This is a genomic window from Nocardia sp. CC227C (assembly GCF_030767025.1).
Lineage (GTDB): Bacteria > Actinomycetota > Actinomycetes > Mycobacteriales > Mycobacteriaceae > Nocardia.
Genome location: NZ_JASITE010000001.1, coordinates 645226 through 666765, shown reverse-complemented (window position 1 = coordinate 666765; position 21540 = coordinate 645226). Strand labels below are relative to the sequence as shown.

The 21540-nt window shown below is 68.0% G+C and carries 16 protein-coding genes; 8 read left to right on the top strand and 8 right to left on the bottom strand.

Annotated features, from left to right (window positions below; translation table 11 throughout):
• Nucleotides 1–74: 74 nt before the first annotated feature.
• Nucleotides 75–1274: a type III polyketide synthase gene (locus tag QMO76_RS02965; protein ID WP_372341887.1), complete on the top strand. Its 1200-nt coding sequence runs from the start codon at nt 75–77 to the stop codon at nt 1272–1274.
• A gap of 35 nt (nt 1275–1309) precedes the next feature.
• Complete coding sequence (locus tag QMO76_RS02960; RefSeq protein ID WP_306359561.1) at nt 1310–3295, top strand: ATP-binding cassette domain-containing protein; 1986 nt, start codon at nt 1310–1312, stop codon at nt 3293–3295.
• 111 nt (nt 3296–3406) lie between these two features.
• Here the strand turns inward: QMO76_RS02960 and QMO76_RS02955 are convergent, their stop codons facing one another.
• The 3 genes from QMO76_RS02955 to QMO76_RS02945 all read right to left on the bottom strand — a co-directional run bounded on the left by QMO76_RS02955 (nt 3407) and on the right by QMO76_RS02945 (nt 4956).
• Entirely contained in the window at nt 3407–4276 is an 870-nt protein-coding gene (locus tag QMO76_RS02955) for a helix-turn-helix transcriptional regulator (protein WP_306359560.1), read from the bottom strand.
• Between the two features lie 97 nt (nt 4277–4373).
• Complete coding sequence (locus QMO76_RS02950) at nt 4374–4640, bottom strand: hypothetical protein (protein ID WP_306359559.1); 267 nt, start codon at nt 4638–4640, stop codon at nt 4374–4376.
• The gene (locus tag QMO76_RS02945; protein ID WP_306359558.1) at nt 4627–4956 is read right to left on the bottom strand and encodes a hypothetical protein; all 330 of its coding nucleotides are present in this window, start codon (nt 4954–4956) and stop codon (nt 4627–4629) included. Before QMO76_RS02945 ends, QMO76_RS02950 begins: the two co-directional genes overlap by 14 nt.
• A 178-nt stretch (nt 4957–5134) precedes the next feature.
• On the opposite strand from QMO76_RS02945, the gene QMO76_RS02940 reads away from it, so the two are divergent.
• From QMO76_RS02940 to QMO76_RS02930, 3 genes are all read left to right on the top strand, one after another.
• Nucleotides 5135–6475 carry a helix-turn-helix transcriptional regulator gene (locus QMO76_RS02940; RefSeq protein ID WP_306359557.1) on the top strand — a complete coding sequence of 447 codons (1341 nt, stop codon included), beginning with the start codon at nt 5135–5137 and terminating at the stop codon, nt 6473–6475.
• Complete coding sequence (locus tag QMO76_RS02935; RefSeq protein WP_306359556.1) at nt 6472–7368, top strand: aminoglycoside phosphotransferase family protein; 897 nt, start codon at nt 6472–6474, stop codon at nt 7366–7368. Before QMO76_RS02940 ends, QMO76_RS02935 begins: the two co-directional genes overlap by 4 nt.
• A 185-nt stretch (nt 7369–7553) precedes the next feature.
• A complete protein-coding gene (locus QMO76_RS02930; RefSeq protein WP_306359555.1) occupies nt 7554–8339 on the top strand; it encodes a glucose 1-dehydrogenase in 786 nt (261 codons plus the stop codon).
• A 330-nt stretch (nt 8340–8669) separates the two neighbouring features.
• Here the strand turns inward: QMO76_RS02930 and uvrA are convergent, their stop codons facing one another.
• Both uvrA and QMO76_RS02920 read right to left on the bottom strand, forming a co-directional pair.
• Complete coding sequence (gene uvrA / locus QMO76_RS02925) at nt 8670–11747, bottom strand: excinuclease ABC subunit UvrA (protein WP_306359554.1); 3078 nt, start codon at nt 11745–11747, stop codon at nt 8670–8672.
• 110 nt (nt 11748–11857) lie between these two features.
• Nucleotides 11858–12703 carry a hypothetical protein gene (locus tag QMO76_RS02920; RefSeq protein ID WP_306359553.1) on the bottom strand — a complete coding sequence of 282 codons (846 nt, stop codon included), beginning with the start codon at nt 12701–12703 and terminating at the stop codon, nt 11858–11860.
• 191 nt (nt 12704–12894) lie between these two features.
• On the opposite strand from QMO76_RS02920, the gene QMO76_RS02915 reads away from it, so the two are divergent.
• Nucleotides 12895–14625: a GAF domain-containing sensor histidine kinase gene (locus QMO76_RS02915; RefSeq protein ID WP_306359552.1), complete on the top strand. Its 1731-nt coding sequence runs from the start codon at nt 12895–12897 to the stop codon at nt 14623–14625.
• Between the two features lie 263 nt (nt 14626–14888).
• Here QMO76_RS02915 and QMO76_RS02910 read toward each other — a convergent pair whose 3' ends face one another.
• Nucleotides 14889–16079 carry a beta-ketoacyl synthase N-terminal-like domain-containing protein gene (locus QMO76_RS02910; protein ID WP_306359551.1) on the bottom strand — a complete coding sequence of 397 codons (1191 nt, stop codon included), beginning with the start codon at nt 16077–16079 and terminating at the stop codon, nt 14889–14891.
• 196 nt (nt 16080–16275) lie between these two features.
• Here QMO76_RS02910 and QMO76_RS02905 point away from each other — a divergent pair, with 196 nt between their 5' ends.
• Both QMO76_RS02905 and QMO76_RS02900 read left to right on the top strand, forming a co-directional pair.
• A complete protein-coding gene (locus QMO76_RS02905) occupies nt 16276–17610 on the top strand; it encodes a diguanylate cyclase domain-containing protein (protein WP_306359550.1) in 1335 nt (444 codons plus the stop codon).
• 156 nt (nt 17611–17766) lie between these two features.
• Complete coding sequence (locus QMO76_RS02900; RefSeq protein WP_306359549.1) at nt 17767–20064, top strand: ATP-binding domain-containing protein; 2298 nt, start codon at nt 17767–17769, stop codon at nt 20062–20064.
• A gap of 110 nt (nt 20065–20174) precedes the next feature.
• Here QMO76_RS02900 and QMO76_RS02895 read toward each other — a convergent pair whose 3' ends face one another.
• Together QMO76_RS02895 and QMO76_RS02890 are read right to left on the bottom strand one after the other, a co-directional pair.
• On the bottom strand, nt 20175–20627 hold the full coding sequence (locus QMO76_RS02895; protein WP_029928987.1) for a universal stress protein: 453 nt from the start codon (nt 20625–20627) through the stop codon (nt 20175–20177).
• A gap of 447 nt (nt 20628–21074) precedes the next feature.
• Nucleotides 21075–21491 carry a DoxX family protein gene (locus QMO76_RS02890; RefSeq protein ID WP_306359548.1) on the bottom strand — a complete coding sequence of 139 codons (417 nt, stop codon included), beginning with the start codon at nt 21489–21491 and terminating at the stop codon, nt 21075–21077.
• Between the last annotated feature and the right edge of the window lie 49 nt (nt 21492–21540).

Sequence of the window (21540 nt, the reverse complement as noted above, 5' to 3'; positions counted from 1 at the left end):
GCGACCGCGCCAGCCGTCCGGAACGGCGGCCGGTCACCCGATTGATATCGAAAGAAGGGGAGAATTTCGTGTCCATCGCCATTGATGAGGGGGGCATCGAACCCACGGGGGCCGCTTCCCGCCGTGCCGAGGGCGAAGGCTTCGCCTACGACCTCGTCGAATTGCTGCCCGCTCCGCCCACCACGGTCGGCGTGATCGAGGGCATCGCGACCGGATCGCCGAGCGGGGTCTTCGATCAGGCCGAGGCGGCCGACCGGGTGGCCGGACTGTTCACCGATCCCGCCCAGCGAGCTCGCATTCCACGGGTCTACCAGAAGACCCGCATCGACACCCGCCACCTGGTGGTCGATCCGCTGGACGACCGGTTCCTGCCCTTCAGCCGCCGACCCGGCACCATCCGGGAGCGCATGGACCTGTTCTACGAGCACGCGGTGCCGCTGGCCGTCGACGTGGCCCGGCGCGCGCTGGCCGGGGTCGCGGATCCCGCCGCCGAGGTCGGCCAGCTCATCTTCGTGACCAGCACCGGGTTCATCGCCCCGGGCGTGGATGTGGCGGTGGTCAAGCAGCTGGGACTGTCGCCGGCGGTCGGACGCATCGTGGTGAACTTCATGGGCTGCGCGGCCGCCATGAACGGCATCCGCACCGCCACCGACTACGTTCGGGCGCATCCGGACAAGAAGTCGCTGGTCATCTGTATCGAACTCAGTTCGGTGAACGCGGTCTTCGACGACGACGTCAACGATGTGATCATTCACAGCCTCTTCGGCGACGGCTGCGGGGCGGTGGTCATCGGCGCGAGCCAGGTGCATCAGCCGCTCGCGCCCGGCCGGGTCGTCATCCGGGACAGCTTCAGTCGGTTGTTCGACGACGCCGAGGACGGCATCGTCCTGCGCGTCAATGACGACGGCATCACCTGCGAGCTGGCCGAGAGCCTGCCGCGGTACATTCTGCGCGGCGTCGATCCGGTGGTCACCGAGGTGCTGCATCGCAATGGACTGCGCAAATCGGATGTCGACCTGTGGGCCATCCATCCGGGTGGGCCCAAGATCATCGAGGAATCCGCGCGCTCGCTGGGCATTCCGGTGGAACGGGCGGCGCTGAGCTGGGATGTGCTCGCCGAGCATGGCAATATGCTGAGTGTTTCGCTGATCTTCGTGCTGGAGCGGATGATTCAGCGGTCCGAGACCGCCGCCCGGATCTCCACCGGTGTGGCCTTCTCCTTCGCGCCGGGTGTCACCCTCGAAGGCTTGATCTTCGACATCATCCGCGGCTGACCGGCGTCGTCGCTTTCGAAAAGAGCGCAATAGCAATGCAACTCATCAGATTCCTGTTCTCGATCTCCCGGATGCGGATCGCGGCCGTCATCGCCGCGGGCCTGATCTGCGGTGTGGCCAACACCTATCTGCTCACCCTGATCCGCGGGGTGGTCTCCCCCGAGCCGCACCCGAACGTCACCCTGCGGGCCTTCGTCCTCACGGCGATGGTCATCCTGGTCAGCGGGGTGGCATCCCAGGTGCTGCTCATCCGGCTGGCCCAGGACGCCATCTACCGGCTGCGCGCCGACCTGAGTTCCGGAATCGTCTCGGCCCCGCTGGAACACCTGGAACGGCTCGGCATGCACCGCCTGATGGCGACGCTCACCGAGGACGTGCGGTCGCTGTCGCAGGCCGTGACCGCCATTCCGAGCATCTGTATCGACGTGGCCACCATCGTGGGCTGCTTCGTTTACCTCGCGGTGGTGTCCGGACCGATCTTCGCGGTCACCGTGGCGGGCACGCTGATCGGCATCGCCTGCGTGGAGATGTTCCTGAAGCGGGTGCGCCGGATCTACCAGGAGGCGCGGGAGAACGACGACGCGCTGCTGCGCTCCTTCCAAGCGGTCACGCTGGGCATCAAGGAACTCAAGCTGCACCGGGGCCGCCGCCGCGACTTCATGCACAAACACCTGGTGGGCACCGCGGAGCGGCTGCGTTCGCAGCATGTCGAGGCCGGGTCGAAATTCGCGCTGGCGCAAGGGCTCGGGCAGATCCTGCAACTGGCGACCATGGCACTCATCCTGTTCGTGCTCGCCGCCGCCATGAACCTGCCCGAGGAGGTCATGGTCGGGTATGTACTGGTGACCACCTTCCTGTCCATGCCCATGCAGAACTTCATGCACCGCATTCCGGACCTGCTGCGCGGCGATGTGGCGCTGGCCAAGATCCGCACCATGAATCTGTCCATGGCGACCATGCACGACGAGGAGCGGCTGCCGTTCAACGACCGGCCGCCGGTCACCGAGGCGCGGCTGGAATTGGTGAATGTCGGCTACAGCTATGTGGCCGAGCGGCCGCCGCTGTTTCCGACGCCGGGGGCCGAGGGGCCGCCGCCCGTGCCGGGCCGAAAGGCGGGGAGTCCGGGTGGGCATCCGGCCCTGCCGGGCGGGCCGCCCCCGCCGGGCGGACGGCCCGGCAGCCCGGCCGGACATCCCGGCGGGCAGGTTGGACCAGGTGGTCATGGGGGTCCGCCGCCAGCAGGTCCGCACGCCGGTGGCCCCGGTCCGCTCGGCGGCGGGCCGGGAGCGCACAACGGGAGGCTGCGACCCGATGTCAATGGCAAGCAGCGAATCGTCCACGGCGGTAGTGACGGTCGGCCCGTTCCGCTGGATGCGCAACCGCCCGAACTCGCTTCCGGGGACGGGGGCGGGTTCCGCCTCGGCCCGATCGACCTGACCTTCGAGCCGGGCCAGATCACCTTCATCGTCGGCGGCAACGGCAGCGGCAAATCCACCCTCGCCAAGCTGATCACCGGGCTCTACGTGCCGCGCACCGGGTTCCTGGAACTCAACGGCGAGCAGATCAACCACGAGAACATCGAGTGGTTCCGGCAGAATTCCTCGGCCATCTTCACCGATTTCCACCTGTTCGACGACTATCTCGGTTTCGACCGCCCCGGTATCGACGACGAGGTCCGGCACTACCTCGAGGAGTTGCAGCTCGCGCACAAGGTGACGGTGCGCGACGGGCAGCTGTCCACCATCGACCTGTCGCAGGGACAGCGCAAACGACTGGCGCTGCTGACCGCGCTGCTCGAGGATCGAGCCGTCTACCTGTTCGACGAATGGGCCGCGGATCAGGAACCCCGCTTCCGCGACGTGTTCTACCGCGAGATCCTCACCAAGCTGAAGGAGCGCGGGAAGACGGTCATCGTGATCACCCACGACGACCGGTACTTCGATCTCGCCGATCAGCTCGTGAAGCTGGATTACGGGCGGCTGGAGGAGATGTCGACCCCGGCGGCGGTAGCGGCGGAATAGGAAGCGGCCATTCGAACGGCGCTCGGACCGGAGGTCGAGCGGGCGGGCGGGCGACCGTCCGGGCCGAGCGCAGCGCTGTCATCGGGTCCGCAGGCGTGTCGGTGGCGACCCTCAGACCGTGGTGAGTTCCGCCCCACGCAGCAGTGCCCCGAGCCGCTCGGCGGTCTCGGTTCCGGGCCTCGGATTGTAGAGCTCCAGGTACCAGTCCGGGTGGTCGATGACCGCCAGGGTGGTCTTGTCGAAGATCAGCTCACCGGCCTCCGGATGTTGGGCCGCCTTCACCGACCGGGTGGGGGCGGCCACATCGTGACGCTCCCACAGCCGCGCGAATTCCGCGCTGACCGTGAGCAATTCGTCGATCACGCGGGCGAAGGAGGGATCGCCCGGGGCATGCGCGGCGTCCGCGCGGTAGGCGGCCACCACCTCCGGGGCGATGGCCGCCCACTCGATGTGCCGATCGCGGTAGCGCGGATTGGTGAAGAACGAGATCAGGCAGTTGTGGTCGCCGTCGTCGTAGCCGAACACCGCGGTCGATCCCGCGTTGACGGCCAGGATGTTCCAGTAGCGGTCACGCAGGATCGCCGGTCGCGGCGACCAGGCATCGAGCAGCTGCCGCAGTTCGGGCTCGATCGCGGTGGTGGTCCCGCGCGGTAGCGGCGGACGCAGTCCGGCCAGCACGAACAGATGCGCGCGCTCGGGTTCGGACAGCCGCAGCGCCCGACTCACCGCATGCAGGATCTCGTCGGACACATTGATATCGCGCCCCTGCTCAAGCCACGTGTACCAGGACACGCCGACCCCGGCCAACTGCGCCACCTCCTCGCGCCGAAGCCCAGGAGTCCGCCGCCGCCCCGAGTACACCAGACCTACATCGCCGGGTGTGAGCCGCGCCCGCCGAGTACGCAGAAACTCCCGCATCTGCGCACGCCGCTGCTCTTTCGCTGCCGAGGATTCGCTGACCATGCCCAGAGACAACACCATCACCCCCTCCGCTACTCCCGGCCCGGGGATACACAGTCTTCCGTACCCGCTCCGGAGCCGCGGCCGTCCAACCACACCGAACTCGGTCAGCACGCACTCAGCCCTCTTTCTGGAATGGCGGCCAGTCCTCACGGTTCTCCGTATCGAGAACGTCGACCGGCTCGACATCGATCACGACGCTGGCGACTCCGCCACCACCGAGCATTGCGACGTCCGCGCCAGCGAGCCGGATCAGCTCGGCGATCGTGAACGGAGGGCCCACAAGCCCGTCCCGCCAGACGGGAGCCCACGACCCATCGTGGTACTGAACCCAGCCGCCGGGGCGATCTTCCCCGATCAGCACCACCGCGTCATCGATGTCCATCGGAACCGGTCCGCGGGTAGAGGTTATCGGGGCTCACGGTCACCACGTCCACCACCCGACGCAGGCCCGACGGCACCGTGCCGCCCTCGAAATGTGTTGCGCTCGGAACGAATACGGCTGCGACGTCGATTCGGGCGATCGTGGCCTTCAGCCCCGCGAGGAGTGGTTTCCCGGTTCGGCCGTCGATGACGATCATCTTGGCGAAGTCGAAGCCACGCAGCGCCGCCGCACTACGGACCTCGGCTTCGTCCCACGCCTGCCGTGCGCCACTGATGTCGGATCGGACGTAGCCGATCGCGGTCGGCCGAAATTTCATACTGCGTATCCGTTCTGCTGAGTACCGGGAACGCCGTAGCGGGTCGGTGTGGTCACGCCTCATGCCTCCTGATTCGCGGTCGTCCACCGAGCAAACCGCTGCGACTGGGAGGCAAGGAAGGTGGCAAGTAGCCCGAAAGATGGCTTGCCATACCCGTGTGGTAGGCCAGAATGAACCCATGAGCAGGGGGCCGATCGACAACCTGAACACGGACGACGAACGGCAGCCAGCCACGGTCGCCGATCAGTTGGCTCGCGAGATCAAGCGCCTCCGGAACGCGGCCGACCTGTCGCAGCGCGAACTAGCGTCCAGGGTCGGCTACTCACGCCAGTACGTAACGATGACCGAATGGGAGGATTCCAATCTCCCGTCACGGGACATGGTCATGGCGATCGACAGCGCTCTCGGTGCAAACGGCGCCCTGATCGCCCTTCGCGACCAGGCGGATAACGACCGTAAGGCGAAACGACGCAGCCGCACGACGTCGCCCGACACCACACACGAGCCCGGCGGATCGCTTTCGGCCAACGTGTTCAGCCCCTTCGATCTGGCGTCTGTGTCCTCCAGCTACGCGCCGGATTCCCCGTCTGCCTACCGAGTTGGAACATCCGACGTCGAAGAGGTGAGGGAAGCAACCCGCCGTGCCGCGAATACGGAGAACCTTCGCGGCGGCGGGTCGGCCAATACCATCGCCAGTCAATATCTTTACTCGTTCGCGCCGCTCTTGAGAGGAAAGGCCACACCCGGAACCCGCCGGGCGTTATTCGAGGCGGTCGGAAATCTCAGTGGCGTCGCTGCCTTTACCGCCTTCGACATCGCTGATTTCGCCACCGCAGAGCAGCACTCCCGGTTCGCTCTCTGGTGCGCGGAATCCGCCGAGTCCTGGGAGCTGCGAGCGAGCACGCTCGCGGACCTGGCGCGAATGACGGCTTACACCGATGGCGCTGACAACGCGCTGTCATTGATCGAACTCGCTCAGGTGCGTTCCGACCGGGTCTCGGCCACCACCCGCGCCATGCTCAGTGCGTTACGCGCCCAGTTCCTCGGAACTCTCGGCCGCACCGACGATACCTTGAACGAAGTCGCACGCTCCGATGAGCATTTCGCCAATAGCACACGCGGCGAAGGTCCTCCTTGGATGTGCTTCTACGACGAAGCCGAACATCTGGGCAGTACCGGTAAGGCCCTCATTCCAGTCTCACTGGCACGACATCAGATCGGGCTGGCCGCACTCCGGATCGCACAGGCCATCCGGCAACAAGGCGAGGGCTATCCTCGGTCCCGGACGTTCTCCCTGACACGACTCGCCACGCTGACCATGCGCATCGGCGACCCGCGCGAAGCAGCCGAGATCGGCGCACGGGCAGCCAGCAGGGCGAAAGAATTTCACTCCCAACGCATCCGCGATGAATTGCAGACGCTGACACGCGTCTCCATCAAACACTTGGAAATTCCTGAGGTGAAGGAACTGTACGCGACCCTCACGGACGATCAGGAAACGTTCGAGGTGCCAGTATGAACCACCACTCCGGACTGCACCACAATGCCTACGAGATTCTTTCTCGCGCAGCGAAGCTCAGTGGCATCGACACCCATGGCGCTGTGATGATTCGCGACGGCTCCCATGCTGTCATCGAGTTGCCCAACGGGATCGTGGCCCGGATAGGCGAACCTCACAGCTACCAGACCGCACAACGGGAACTCTGCATTTCCCAATGGCTCAATCGAAACCGAATTGCGACAGTGCAGGCGGTGGACTCGATCCCCCAACCTGCGGTGGTCGACGAAAGACCGGTGACCTGGTGGAAACTGATCCCCGAACACAGACCGTCCACCCCCGAAGAGCTGGGCAACGTGCTACGACGGCTGCATGCTCTGGCACCACCAACCGATTTCCAGCTACCGAGCTACACGCCATTCGACGGATTGCGAGAACGCATCGAGTCCGCGATCACCATCGATGCGGGCGATCGTTCATGGCTCTTGGACCATTGCACGCGACTTCGACAGCAGTACAACGAAATCGACTACCCGGCAACGGAATGCGTGATACACGGCGACGCATGGCAAGCGAACCTCGTGGTGCCCTTCTCCGGCGAGCCCACCGTACTAGACCTCGACAAGGTCTCCGTGGGCTGGCGTGAGTGGGATCTTGTCCAGCTGGCCGTCGACTACACCGATTTCCGGCGGATCACCGATAGTCAGTATCACAGCTTCGTCACCGCTTACGGCGGCTACGACGTGACCCGATGGCCCAGCTATCGAGTGCTCGCCGACATCCAAGAACTTCGATGGGTTGGCTTCGCGATCAGCCGATCGGATGCGAGGCACACAGCCGCAATCGAATCCGATCACCGCATCGCGTGCCTCCGGGGACTTGTGCCGAGGCCCTGGACATGGACAGCTCTCTGAGCCACGTACAAGCTGCGGACCAGGGGGCTCGTCGTCGCGACCATCACGACCTGTCTCGTCATCACGGTGACGGCCTGCCTAGTTGTCCTTCTCGACCGAGACGTGCGCAGCCGCAGCCTGGTGGTGGCAAACCCAGGTTGTATGGGCACTGTTTGCCCCGCCGTGACATCGGCAGAGTCGACACCATGACGCACAGCACTTCCCGATTCGAGAACAAGGTCGCGCTGGTTACCGGCGGCACCAGCGGTATGGGGCTGGCCGCCGCGCGGCGGCTGCTGGCGGAGGGCGCGATGGTTGTCATCACCGGACGCGACAAGGCCCGCTTGGACGCCGCCGTCGCCGAGCTGCGTTCCGTGGCGGGTGGGTCCGGGGACCATCTGCTCGCGGTGCGGGGCGATGTGGCCGAACTAGCGGAGATCGACGCGCTGGTGGACGCGATCCGCGAGCGCTACGGGCGGCTCGACGCGGTCTTCGCCAATGCGGGCGTGGCCTCGTTCCAGCCCAGCGGCGAGATCTCCGAAGCCGAATTCGACCGTGTGGTGGACGTCAACTTCAAGGGCGTGTTCTTCACCATCCAGAAGACGCTGCCGCTGCTGGCCGATGGCGGCGCGATCGTGATCAACGCCTCCTGGACCCTGCACCGCGGGATGCCCGGCGGCGCGCTGTACGCGGCCACCAAGGCCGCCGTCCACAATCTGGCCCGCACCCTCGCGGCGGACCTGGCCCCCAGGGGAATTCGGGTGAACTCGGTGAGCCCCGGCTACATCGAAACCCCCATGTTCCACGACAACGTCTCCCCCGACGCCGCCACCGAGGTGGTGGCCGCGGTCGCCGCGGGCCGCACCGGAACCGCGGACGAAGTGGCGGCAGCGGTCGCCTTCCTCGCCTCCGACGAGGCCGCCTACATCAACGGCCAGGACCTGGTCATCGACGGCGGCCTGGTCGCGGCCATTCCGGGCGCGATGGTCTGATACGGCCTGTCGCGCAATCCAGGTCGACAGACAATTCGCCCGCCAGGACACTCGTCGACTGCGCCGATCCGGCCAAGGGATGCGAACGGCGGGATTCGAACGCGGCGATCGACTTCGTGCGATGGCCGCCCCCGCCGGGGCATTCGTGCGATGGCCGACCACAGCCGGGGCGCACCGAGGCCGGGCACGGCGACCAATCGTGGGGTGTCGCCGTCACCCGAAGAAGCGGGCCGAGGCCCCCGGCGGCTGAGCGGCCCGGGGCCGAAAGGCTCCGGGCCGCTCGCCGTTCGCGGCACCGATCGTCGCGGCGGCGCACTCCACGTGTGCTGGCTAGCGCAGGGCGGCGGCCTTGCGGCGGGCGGCGGCGGCCTTCTTGGCGGCGGCCTGTTGTTCCGGGGTGGTCTCGGACTTCGTGGTGGCCCGCTTGGTGGTCGACTTCTTGGCCGCCGGGGCGGCTTTGGCCTTGGCCGGGGCAGGTTTGGTCGCGGTCGTCTTGGTCGCGGTCGCCTTCTTCGCGGGCGCGCCGTTGGTGGTTGCCTTGGTGGCGGCGGTGCTCTTGGCCAGCACCTCGCGCAGGAACTGGCCGGTGTAGCTGTCGGGAACCGCCGCGACATCCTCGGGGGTGCCCTGGGCCACCACCATGCCGCCGCCGGAGCCGCCTTCAGGACCCATGTCGATCAACCAGTCGGAGGTCTTGATGACATCCAGGTTGTGTTCGATGACGATGACCGTATTGCCCTTGTCCACCAGGCCGTTGATGACCGCGAGCAGTTTGCGGATGTCCTCGAAGTGCAGACCCGTGGTGGGCTCGTCGAGAATGTAGACGGTGCGGCCGGTGGAGCGCTTCTGGAGTTCGGCGGCGAGCTTGACGCGCTGCGCCTCACCACCGGACAGCGTGGGCGCGGACTGGCCCAGGCGCACATAGCCGAGGCCGACGTCGACCAGGGTCTTGAGGTAGCGGTGGATGGAGGTGACCGGTTCGAAGAACTCCGCCGCCTCCTCGATGGGCATGTCGAGCACCTCGGCGATGGTCTTGCCCTTGTAGTGCACCTCGAGGGTTTCCCGGTTGTAGCGCGCGCCGTGGCAGACCTCGCACGGCACGTACACGTCCGGCAGGAAGTTCATCTCGATCTTCAGCGTGCCGTCACCCGAGCACGCCTCGCAGCGGCCGCCCTTCACATTGAAGGAGAACCGGCCGGGCTGATAGCCGCGCACCTTGGCCTCGGTGGTGGCCGCGAACAGGGTGCGGATCTTGTCGAACACCCCGGTGTAGGTGGCCGGATTCGAGCGCGGAGTGCGGCCGATGGGCGACTGATCCACCTGCACCAGCTTGTCCAGATTGTCGAGCCCGTTCACCCGCTGATGACGGCCCGGCACCTGCCGCGCGCCATTGAGCTTATTGGCCAGCACGGTCGCCAGAATGTCGTTGACCAGCGTGGACTTACCGGAACCCGAGACGCCGGTGACCGAGGTCAGCACACCCAACGGGAAGCTCACGTCGATGCCGCGCAGATTGTGCTCGTGCGCGCCGACCACGGTGAGCTGTTTCTTCCTGTCGATCGGCCGCCGCACCAGCGGCACCTCGATCCGCTCCCGCCCCGACAGGTACGCACCGGTCAGCGAGGTCTTGTCCGCCAGCAGCCCCGGATACGGTCCCGAGTACACCACCTGGCCGCCGTGCTCACCGGCCATCGGGCCGATGTCGACCACCCAGTCCGAGGAGTGGATGGTGTCCTCGTCGTGTTCGACCACGATCAGCGTATTGCCGAGATCCCGCAGCCGCGTGAGGGTTTCGATGAGGCGGCGGTTGTCGCGCTGGTGCAGGCCGATGGACGGCTCGTCCAGCACATACAGCACGCCCACCAGACCGGAGCCGATCTGGGTGGCCAACCGGATGCGCTGTGCCTCACCGCCGGACAGTGTGGCGGCGGCCCGCGACAGCGTCAGATACTCGAGACCCACGTCGAGCAGGAAGCCCAGTCGCGCCTGGATCTCCTTGAGCACCTGCGCGGCGATGGCGGCCTGGCGCTCGTCCAGGGTCAGCGCGTTGAGGAAGCCCGCCGCCTCGCCGATGGACAGGTCCGACAGGTCCGCGATGGATTTGCGCTCCGCGCCGGTCTTCAGCGTGACGGCGAGGATTTCCGGCCGCAGGCGCGCGCCGTTGCACACCGGGCACGGCACATCGCGCATGTACCCGTCGTAGTGCTCCTTCATCTGTTCCGATTCGGTGTTCTCCATGCGCCGCTGCAGGAACGGCATCACACCTTCGAAATCGGCGTAGTACGAACGCTTGCGGCCGTAGCGGTTGGTGTAGGAGACGTGCACCTGATCGGAGCTGCCCTCCAGCACCGCCTTGCGCGCCTTGGCCGGCAGGTCCTGCCAGGGGGTGTCCATGGAGAAGCCGATGGCCTCGGCCAGGCCCGACAGCAGCCGGGTGAAGTATTCGGCGGTCTGCCCGCGCGACCACGGGGCGACCGCGCCTTCGGCCAGGCTCAGCTCCGGATCGGGCACCACCAGTTCGGGATCGACCTCCTTGCGGATGCCGAGGCCGGTGCAGTCCGGGCACGCGCCGTAGGGCGAGTTGAAGGAGAACGAGCGGGGTTCCAGATCCTCGATATCGAGCGGGTGGCCGTTGGGGCAGGCCAGCTTCTCGGAGAAGCGGCGCTCCCGGTCGTGCGCGTGCTCGTCGCGGTCCACGAAGTCCAGCACCACGATGCCGTCGGCCAGCCGCAGCGCGGTCTCGATCGAATCCGTCAGGCGCTGCTTGGAACTCGGCTTCACGGCGAGGCGGTCGACGACCACCTCCACATCGTGTTTCTCCTGCTTCTTCAGCTTGGGCGGATCGGTGAGCGGGTACACCACGCCGTCCACCCGGACGCGCGAATAGCCCTGGGTGTTCAGCGATTCGAACAGGTCCACGAACTCGCCCTTGCGGGTGCGCACCACCGGCGCGAGCACCTGGAACCTGATGCCCTCCGGCATGGCGAGCACCTGGTCGACGATCTGCTGCGGCGTCTGCTTCTGGATGTGCTCACCGCAGACCGGGCAGTGCGGGGTGCCGGCGCGGGCATAGAGCAGCCGCAGGTAGTCGTAGACCTCGGTGATGGTGCCGACGGTGGAGCGCGGATTGCGGTTGGTCGACTTCTGGTCGATGGACACCGCCGGGGACAGCCCCTCGATGAAGTCCACATCGGGCTTGTCCATCTGGCCGAGGAATTGCCGGGCGTACGCCGACAGCGATTCCACGTACCGGCGCTGTCCCTCCGCGAAGATGGTGTCGAAGGCCAGCGAGGACTTGCCCGAGCCCGACAAACCGGTGAACACGATCAGGCTGTCGCGGGGTAGGTCGAGATCGACCCCTTTGAGGTTGTGCTCCCTCGCACCGCGCACAGTCAGGCGTTCCGCCACAGGGCTGTCCTTCCAACGTTTCGGCATCCAGAGTTACCCCCGACGCCATGCTATGCGCGCCCACCGACAAGTTTCGCGACGCGCACTGCGACGCTGGTCAACGACGTAATTCAGTCGAGGATGGGGAGGCGCCGCACCGCGGTCGCGCTCTGCACCGTGGGTCGGAAGCAGGCGCTGCCCACGATACGTGACTGCGCGGCCCGGTCGCCGCAGCCGCGTTCGTCGGTGGCGGGCGTCACCAGTCCGAGATCGCCGTCGAAGCGGCGGTACAGCAGCCGCCCCCGGTCGGTGTCGGGAAGGCCGTAGAACAGGTACGGGAGTCCACGACGGCAGAGCCGTTCGGCGGCCTCGTCATCGGTGAGGACCGGTATGCCGTCCCGCTGCCGCAGTGTCCGCACGCCGAGCGGCCCGGTCCAGCACACCATCGCGTCCGATCCGGACTCGGCGTCGGTGAACAGGTGCGCGTCGTAGTCCATGGCGTCCAGGACGCGGGCGGCGTGCGCCGCCGAGATCACCTGGAGTCGGCGGTCCTTGCGCCGCACGATCGGTCGCGGCTCGCTGACCACGGCGAGTGTGGGCCGGGCAGGGTCGGGCCATGGTCGGGATGGCTCCTCCGGCCCACACTCTAGGCGCAGATCGAGGCGTTCCAGCGCGAATGTCACCGCGAACCGCCCCGGTCCGGCGACCTGCACCCGGTATTCCGTGCCCACCGCGCGGCCCACCCAGCGCAGCACCACCTGCACCAGGGTGGGTGCGTCGGTCGTGGACCACTCCAGCCGCGCCCGCACCGCGCCCTCGACGCCATGCCTGCGCAGGATTCGGCCCACGCCGCGCACCACCCTGGTGACCTCGGTGGCGGGCGCCGGACCGCGGGTGGCGACTACGAAATCGGGATCGATACCGCTCGACCACACGTCGTATGCGCCCATCGCCGTCCCCGCTTTCTTGTCGATCACGACTGTTGATCTCGATCCGGCAACCCTCGTCTATGGCAGCACTCCGACCGCGGAGCGTGACAGGGCCTAAAGTCCTCACTCGGTCATATTTCAGCAAAATTTTCCTGCAAAACCATGGCGAACCACCGATGGACCCCCGCGACCGCTCGTAGGATTCCGGTACCGAGTGCGTCACCGCCGGAGGACCGCCCATGGCCGACCATTCCCGCACCGGCTCCTACCGGGTACGGGAAACCTTGTCGCAGTTGCGATTACGAGAACTACTCACCGAGGTCAAGGACCGGGTCGAGCAGATCATCGACGCCCGCGACCGCATCGACGGACTGGTCGAGGCGATGCTCACGGTCACCGCCGGGCTCGATCTGGACGACACCCTGCGCACCTTCGTCGGCGCGGCGACCGAACTGGTCGACGCCCGCTACGGCGCGCTGGGCGTGCGCGGACACGGCGAACGGATCACCCGCTTCATCGTGCACGGCATCGACGAGCGCACCCGCGCCCGCATCGGCGCGCTGCCCGACGGACACGGCGTCCTGGGCGTGCCGCTGCGCCGACCGGAATCGCTGCGGCTCGAGGACCTGGCCCGCCACCCCGCCTCGGTCGGCTTCCCGCGACACCATCCGCCCATGCACAGCTTCCTCGGCGTCCCGGTGACCATTCGCGGGGAGACGTTCGGAAATCTGTACCTCACCGAGAAGTTCGGCGGCCACCCGTTCACCGAGGACGACGAGGTGCTGGTGCGGGCGCTGGCGGCGGCGGCCGGCATCGCCGTGGACAATGCCCGGCTCTACGAATCGGCCCGCACCCGGCAGGCGTGGATCGAGGCCACCCGCGATATCGCCACCGACTTCCTGGCCGGCACCGAACCGGGCCGGGTGCTGGCCCAGATCGTGTCGCACGCACGGGAACTCACCGGCTCGGACCGCGCCGTCCTGGCCATCGTCGCCGACCCGGAAGCACCACCCGAGGAGGACACCGAGGTGGTGGTGGCGCAGTGGTCCGGTCCGGGGGCCGGGTATCGCGGCCGCACCGCGCGCACCACCGGCACCGTTCTCGGCGAGGTGCTCACCGATCGGATCCCCGTACGCTGCGACGACACCCGCCGAGTCGATCTCGGTATCCCGCACGGCGATGCCGGGCCCGCCCTGGTACTGCCGCTGCACACCGCCGATTCCACCCTGGGCGTGCTGATCACGGTGCGCACGGCCGGATCCGCGCCGTACTCCGACGAGGTGACCGACCTCATCGCCGCCTTCGCCGATCAGGCCGCACTCGCCATGCGACTGGCGGTGGCGCAGCGGCGCGTGCGCGAACTCGACATCCTCACCGACCGCGACCGCATCGCCCGCGATATGCACGACCACGTGATCGGGCGGCTCTTCGCCATCGGCCTGTCCCTGCAGGGCATCGTGCCGCGCGCCCGGGAAGCCGCGGTGCGACAGCGGCTTTCGGATGCCGTCGGCGATCTGCAGGAGGTGGTGGAGGAGATCCGCACCGCCATCTTCGACCTGCACGGCGGCGCCGAGCACAGCACCCGACTGCGCCGACACCTCGAACGCGCGGTGCGGCAGTTGACCGCCGCCACCGGGATCCGCGCCGAATTGCACGTGAGCGGACCGCTGTCGGTGCTCGAGCCCGGCCTCGCCGAGCACGCCGAGGCCGTGGTGCGGGAGGCGCTCGGCAATGCCGTCCGGCATTCCGGCGGCGACCGCGTCACCATCGACATCGGCGTCGCGGACGATCTCACCATCGTGGTGGCCGACAACGGCCGCGGCATCGCCGAGCAGATCGCTCCCCGCGGCCTCACCGATCTCGCGCGGCGGGCCGAGAAGTCGGGCGGCCGCCTGGCCGTCTATCCGCGCCGCGATGCCGACGGAATCCGCACCGGCACCAAACTGCACTGGTCGGCGCCACTGCACTGAGCCCCGCCACCGCACTGAGACCACCACCGATGGGCACACCCGGGGCTGAGTGGCAGCGCGAGCCCGCGGTCGGCACCTCCGCACCGCCCGTACGGCCCGCCCAGGAAACAGGCCGCCGCCACACACGAGGGGCAAGCCGCCCGGCGCTCAACCCGGCGTGGACGGGGCTCACGTCGTGCTCGACAGGGCCGCACCCCAGCGGACCGCGACGGACCGGTGTTCGGCGCTCTCGCCGACGGTGCGGCGCAGCCGGTGCCGCGGCCTCAGCGTGCCGGGCCGAGCACCACCGCGGAATTGTGCCCGCCCATCCCGAGCGCGGTCTTGAGCGTGATACCGCCGCTCATGGGGGTCGGGCCGTCGAGTAGTCGGGCGTGCGCGGCCGCCACGATCGGGGCGGCGGCCACGATGCCCCGGTCGTAGCCGATGGCCGCGGCCGCGACCTCGACGCCCGCCGACGCGGCCTGGCAGTGTCCGGCCAGCGGCTTGAGCGCGGTGACCCGGGGCCGGCCCCCCAGGATCCGCTCCAGCACCGCGGTCTCGGCGTCGTCGCACTGCTTGGTGCCGGAGCCGTGGGTGTTGAAGTAGTCCACCTGCTCCGGGCGGATTCCGGCATGCTCGAGGGCACGGTGCACGCAGTCGAAGATCTGCTCGTGCGAGGGCTCCACCGAGAGCACGTGGTAGGCGTCATTGGACATGGCGCCGCCCAGCACGCTCGCGTACGGCCGTTCGGCGGTCCGGGTGAGGACGAAGCCGACCGACGCCTCGCCGAAGCCGAAGCCGCGACTGCCCGCCTGGAAGGGGCGGCACGCCTGCAGCGGTTCGGCGTCCACCACCGCCGCGCCCAGCTGCACGAACGGCTCGACCATATCCGGCGTGGCGGACAGGTCACTGGCCACCACCAGCACGTCGTCGGCGAAACCGCTGTCCAGCCACAGCTGGGCGGTGATCAGGGCGACATTGCTGGAGCTGCACGCCGCGGTGACGTTCATGGACGGGCCGTGAAATCCGAACTCCCGCATGAGCATCGCGATGGGCGTGGAGGGCAGCAGGCGCAGATAGTCGCGATTGCGGCGGCGAGCACCGTCGACGACGTAGAAGTCGCGCCATTCGTAGACGTCGCCGAGCACGATGGCGTGCAGCAGTCCCACCCGGCGGCCGGGCCGCCAGCCGCGCTCGGTGGCGTCGGCGACGGCCTCGCGCGCCGCCTGCTGCACAGCACGCCCGTAGCGACTCGGGCTCACCTCCGGATCGCCGCCGTCGGGGACACGCGCCACCCATCCTTGGCGATCGCGATCCGGCCCGTACCCTGGAAAGAGTCGGGCGGCGGGCTTACCGCTCAGCAAACCTTCCCAGAGGGTCTCGCGGCCCCAGCCGTAACCGGTGACCGCGCCTATCCCGGCAATGGTCATATGATCTTGGTGCTGTGCCGCGGACTTCGACGTACTACTGGTCATGCATCGCTCCTTCGCGAGCTGGTGCCTGTAATGATCGCCAATCGGGTCCCGATGCAGTGCGGGATTGTGATTCATTCAATACCGCCGGGACCGTGCACCGCCGCCACCCGGCACACAGTGATCCCGTGCTCCAAGGACAATGATCCCGTGCTCCACCGACGTGAGTCGACGACGATCAGGGGGTACACACGTGGAAGTGGGTAACGATCGGGCAAATGACCCGACCGATGCCGAACAACTGGCTCAGCGGTACCGATCCCTGGTCGAGCACAGCCCCGACGGGGTGGTGGTGCACGAGCGGGGCATCCTCGTCTACGCCAATCCGGCAATCGTCCGGTTACTAGGCGCGGACAGTACCGAAGATCTCGTCGGCCAGCCGGTGACCCGCTTCGTCGATCCCGCCTCGGTCCCCGGCATGCTGGCGCGCATCGGCCGCCTCACCGAGGCCGGGGCCGCCTCCGAACCCGCCGAGATGACCCTGGTCCGCGCCGACGGCACGCTGCTGGACGTGGAGACCGTCTCGGTGCTCACCGCCTGGCACAACCGGCTCGCCTACCAGGTGGTCATTCACGACCTGACCGCCCAACGGGCCGCCGAGGCCGCGCAGCGCCGGGCCGAGCAGCACTTCACCACCGTGGTCTCGCAACTCGAGGAGGGCGTGGTGGTGATAGACCGGCGGGGCCGCATCGAATCCATCAATCCGGCGGCGCTGCGCATCTTCGGCCACGAGGGCGAGGATCTGGTCGGCACCCCGATCTACGCGCTGCCGCTGACCCTGCTCGACGCCAACGCCATGACGCTGCCGCCCACCCGCCATCCGGTGGCGCGCACCCTGGCCACCGGGGAGACCGTGGTCGGCTACGTGTTCGGCGTGGACCGGCCGGACGGGCAGCGCCGCTGGCTGTCCGGATCGAGCCGCCTGCTCAATCCCGGCGACCCACAGTCCTCGGCGGTGTCGTCGTTCAACGACATCACCGAATTCCGGGCCAGCCGAAGGCAATTGGAGTACCAGGCCACCCACGACCCGCTCACCGGGCTGGCCAACCGGGCGCTGGTGCTCTCCCGCCTGGCGGCGGCGCTGGGCACCACCGAGGATCTGCCGGTGTCCACCGTGCTGTTCATCGACCTGGACGGCTTCAAAACCATCAACGACACCCTCGGCCACGCCATCGGCGACACCGTGCTGCAGATCGTGGCCCAGCGCTTGCAGCGCGGCCTGCGCACCGACGACATCGTGGGGCGGATCGGCGGCGACGAATTCCTGGTGCTGCTGTCCGGCCGCACCCTCGGCGAGGATCTGGAGGCGCTGGTGTCCCGCCTGCGCCAGGCCATGGCCGAACCGATCATCGCGCGCGGTCACCGCATCCAGGTGGACGCCTCCATCGGCATCACCCCGCTGCACCCCGGCGACTCCCGCACCCCCGAGGCCGTCCTGCACGACGCCGATGTGGCGATGTACCGTGCCAAGCCACCGGGCCACCGCGACAGCTCCCCCGTGACCCGGCGCCCCAACAGCACCCACGCCTCCTGAGAGCCGTGTTCGAACTCACCGCCGACGTCTCACCTGCGGATACGGCGGGGTCGGCCGAGGGGAACTAGACTCGACTGCTCTGTTCTCGAACGTTGCGCGTGTATCCGCGCGGTGACAAGGAGTTCCGCTTTGCCCGACCTCACCGAGGAGCGTCCTGTGTCCGCGACCGACTCCGATACCGCGGAGCTGGAGCGGGAACAGCGGCATCTGACGCTGCTGTACGAGCGGCTGGACGGGATGCGCCGCTACGCGCAGCGCCGACTACGCACCGTACTGCTGGAAACCGGCGGCACCCCGCAGGCCCGCAGCGAGCGCGAATCGTTCACCCAGCTGTACCACGAGGACCTGGCCAAATACGATGCCGCCGAACACGGCCTGTGCTTCGGGCGCATCGACCTGGCGGCCACCGCGGACGGTGAGCCGAGCGGCGACGGCGACGGCGAACACCGCTATATCGGCCGCATCGGCATCCTCGACGAGGACGCCGACTACGAGACCCTGCTGCTGGATTGGCGCGCGCCCCTGGCCCGGCCGTTCTATCTGGCCACCACCGCCGCACCGGACGGGGTGACCCGGCGGCGGCACATCCGCTCGCGCAATCGCAAGGTCACCGCCGTCACCGACGAATACCTGGATCTGGAGGCCGCCCAGCGCGCGGGGGCCATCGACTCCGACGGCGGCGTCGGCAGCGAGAGCGCCCTGCTGGCCGCGCTCAATGCCGCCCGCACCGGGCATATGAACGACATCGTCGAGACCATTCAGGGCGAGCAGGACGCCATCATCCGGTCCGAGCACAAGAGCGTGCTGGTGGTGCAGGGCGGGCCGGGCACCGGCAAGACCGCCGTGGCGCTGCACCGCGCCGCCTATCTGCTGTACACCTACCGCCAGCAGCTGGACAAGGCGGGCGTGCTCATCATCGGGCCGAACTCCACCTTCCTGGACTACATCGGCCAGGTGCTGCCCTCGCTCGGCGAGACCGGCGTGCTGCTGTCCACCATCGGCGATCTGTATCCGGGAGTCCGTGCGACGCTGGAGGATTCGCTGCGCGCGGGGGAGCTCAAGGGCTCGCTCGACATGCTCGACGTCTTGAAGAAGGCGGTGCGGGACCGGCAGGAGGTGCCCGGGGAGCCGATCCGGCTGCACTTCGACGGCCACGATCTGATCCTGGACCGCAAGATCGTCACCAAGGCGCGCGGGCGGGCGCGGTCCTCGCGGCGGCCGCACAATCTGGCCCGGCCGGTGTTCGCCGCCTCGGTGGTGGACGCGCTGACCGACCAGCTGGCCGAACTCATCGGCACGAATCCGCTGGGTGGGCGCAACCTGCTGTCGCAGACCGACCTCACCGAGATCCGCGACGAGATGCGGGCCGATCCGGAGATCCAGCGGGCCATCGCGCGGCTGTGGCCCATCCTCACACCGCAGGAGGTGCTGGGCGGGCTGTGGGCCGATCCCAAGCGCCTGGCCCGGGCCGCCGGAAAGCTCTCCGAGCAGGACCGCCGGGAACTGCTGCGCGGTGACAGCGGCGAGTTCTCCCCCGCCGACGCGCCGCTGCTGGACGAACTGGCCGAACTGCTCGGCGTGGACGATACCGAGGAGCGCGAGCGCGCCCGCCGCCGCTGGCGCGCCCAACTGGCCGAAGCGCAGGACGCCCTCGACATCCTCACCGGTTCCGCACCGCAGGATCTCGAGGACGAATTGGATCCCGAGATCCTGATGGCCTACGACCTGATCGACGCCGGCCAGCTGGCCGAACGCCAGCGGGTGGGACGCCGCGAGACCACCGCCGAACGCGCCGCCGGTGACCGCACCTGGACCTACGGCCACGTCATTGTCGATGAGGCGCAGGAACTTTCGGAGATGGCGTGGCGAATGGTCATGCGCCGCATCCCGAATCGCTGGATCACCGCGGTCGGCGATGTGGCGCAGACCGGCGATCCGGCCGGGGCATCGTCGTGGCAGCAGGTGCTGGAACCGTATGTGGCGCGGCGGTGGAAGCTCACCGAACTCACCGTCAACTACCGCACCCCGGCCGAGATCATGGCGGTGGCGGCGGATGTGCTGGCCGAGATCGACCCCGGGGCCAGTGTGCCGCGCTCGGTGCGCGACTCCGGATTCGCCCCCCACGCCCAGCGCGTGGAGCCGTCCGGGCTGGCCGATGAGGTGAAGCGGCTCGTCGCCGCGGAGGCCGAACATCCGGGCACCACGGCGGTGATCGCGCCGCACGACCTGGTGGCGGACCTGTCGGAGGTGGCCGACGACTCGGTGCGGGTGCTCACCGTGCACGATGTGAAGGGCCTGGAATTCGACGCGGTCATCCTGGTCGAGCCCGGTCGGCTGCTCGGCGAATCGCCGCGCGGACTGAACGATCTCTACGTGGCCCTGACCCGCGCGACGCAGCGACTGGCCGTGGTGCACACCGAGGACCTGCCCCCGGTGCTGCAGCGACTCGCCTGAGTGCGCCGGTGCGGACAGCGCCGCGGCCCGTACCGGTCCGGTACGGGCCGCTCGCGTGATCGGTGAACCGGGTTCGGCGACCTCGACGGTACCGAGACGCCTCGGCCGACTCAGCGCACGGTGTGCACGATCAGCACGTCGGTGCGGGACTTGCGCGCCACATCCGACGGGACCGAACCGAGCAGGCGGCCGGTGATGGTGTTGAGGCCGCGGTTGCCGACGACCAGCAGATCGGCCTCGACTTCCTTCATCAGCGACAGCAGCGATTCCACCGGCTCGCCGACGACGGCCTTCTCCACCACATTGGCGGCACCGGCGGCGACGGCCTTCTCGCGGGCGATCCGCAGGATCTCGCTGGTGGGCGCGGAGCCGCGCACCTGGTAGGCCTCGTCCTTGAGCACATCGGCGGCCGCGGCCACGTCCCGGTCGTCGGTCGGGTAGTACGCGCACGCGATGTACAGGGTGGCGCCCTCGTCACCGGCCAGTGCCGCGGCCCGCTCGACGGCGACGTACGACGAGTTCGAGCCATCGGTACCGACGACAATGCTCCGGTAGGCGGTCATTCTCTCCTCCAACGTGAGTCGGGTGCGGACACCGATACGTGGTGTCACGGCAACTTCGCCTGACAATAGCGGCATATCCGGCGGAACTTTTCAATATCGCAGCACATCACACTTGTGTGCCGTCACAGCATCAGCGCACATTTCGCTGTGTCGCATCGACACGACCCGCGCTACCAGCGGTTGCCGCGCGACTCCCGACGCCGCCGTACATATCCGAACGTTATTGCGGCCGTGGGATATTCATCACAAATGGCAATCGGACCCGGATAAGGACCGGCCCGTCCGCCGGGGGGTTCCGGATCGGACGGGCCGGGTGATCAGCTCGTGGATCAGGGCCACGGGCGGTGATCGGCCCAGAACAGCCCCAGAATCCAGCCGATGAGATCCATGCGTTTTCACTCCCTGTCGAACCCGATAGTGCGGTGCGATACTAGCGCGCCGCCACGCTCAGCCGAGGTGGAAAAGAGGCTCGGTCACCGTGATTCCGAGTTCGGGAGTGTGGGCGAAGAAGGCGAACAGCATGAGCGCCGCACCCGCCAGCGCGATGTCCTTGTTGAACTGGATCATCTCGGTCTGCTTGGCCGTGGCATCCGTTTCTTTCCAGAAGGCGTGCATGAGGAAGGCCGTCGGCACCAGGAACAGCACCAGCAGCAGCGCACCCAGGTCCGCGAAGACGCCGAACAGCACCATGAGCGCGCCGACCAGCATCAGCACTCCCGAGCCCGCCACCGCGAGCTTGGGCGACGGGATTCCTTTCGCTTGCGCGTATCCGGCCATGGCGTCGGCCTGCGTGAGATGCCCGATGCCCGAGCCGAGGAAGAGAACGACGAACAGGACCCGTCCGATCAACACCACAACGTCCATTGCCACTCCTCTGTCGGGTTGACTGCCGAGTACCCGTTCGGGTGATATG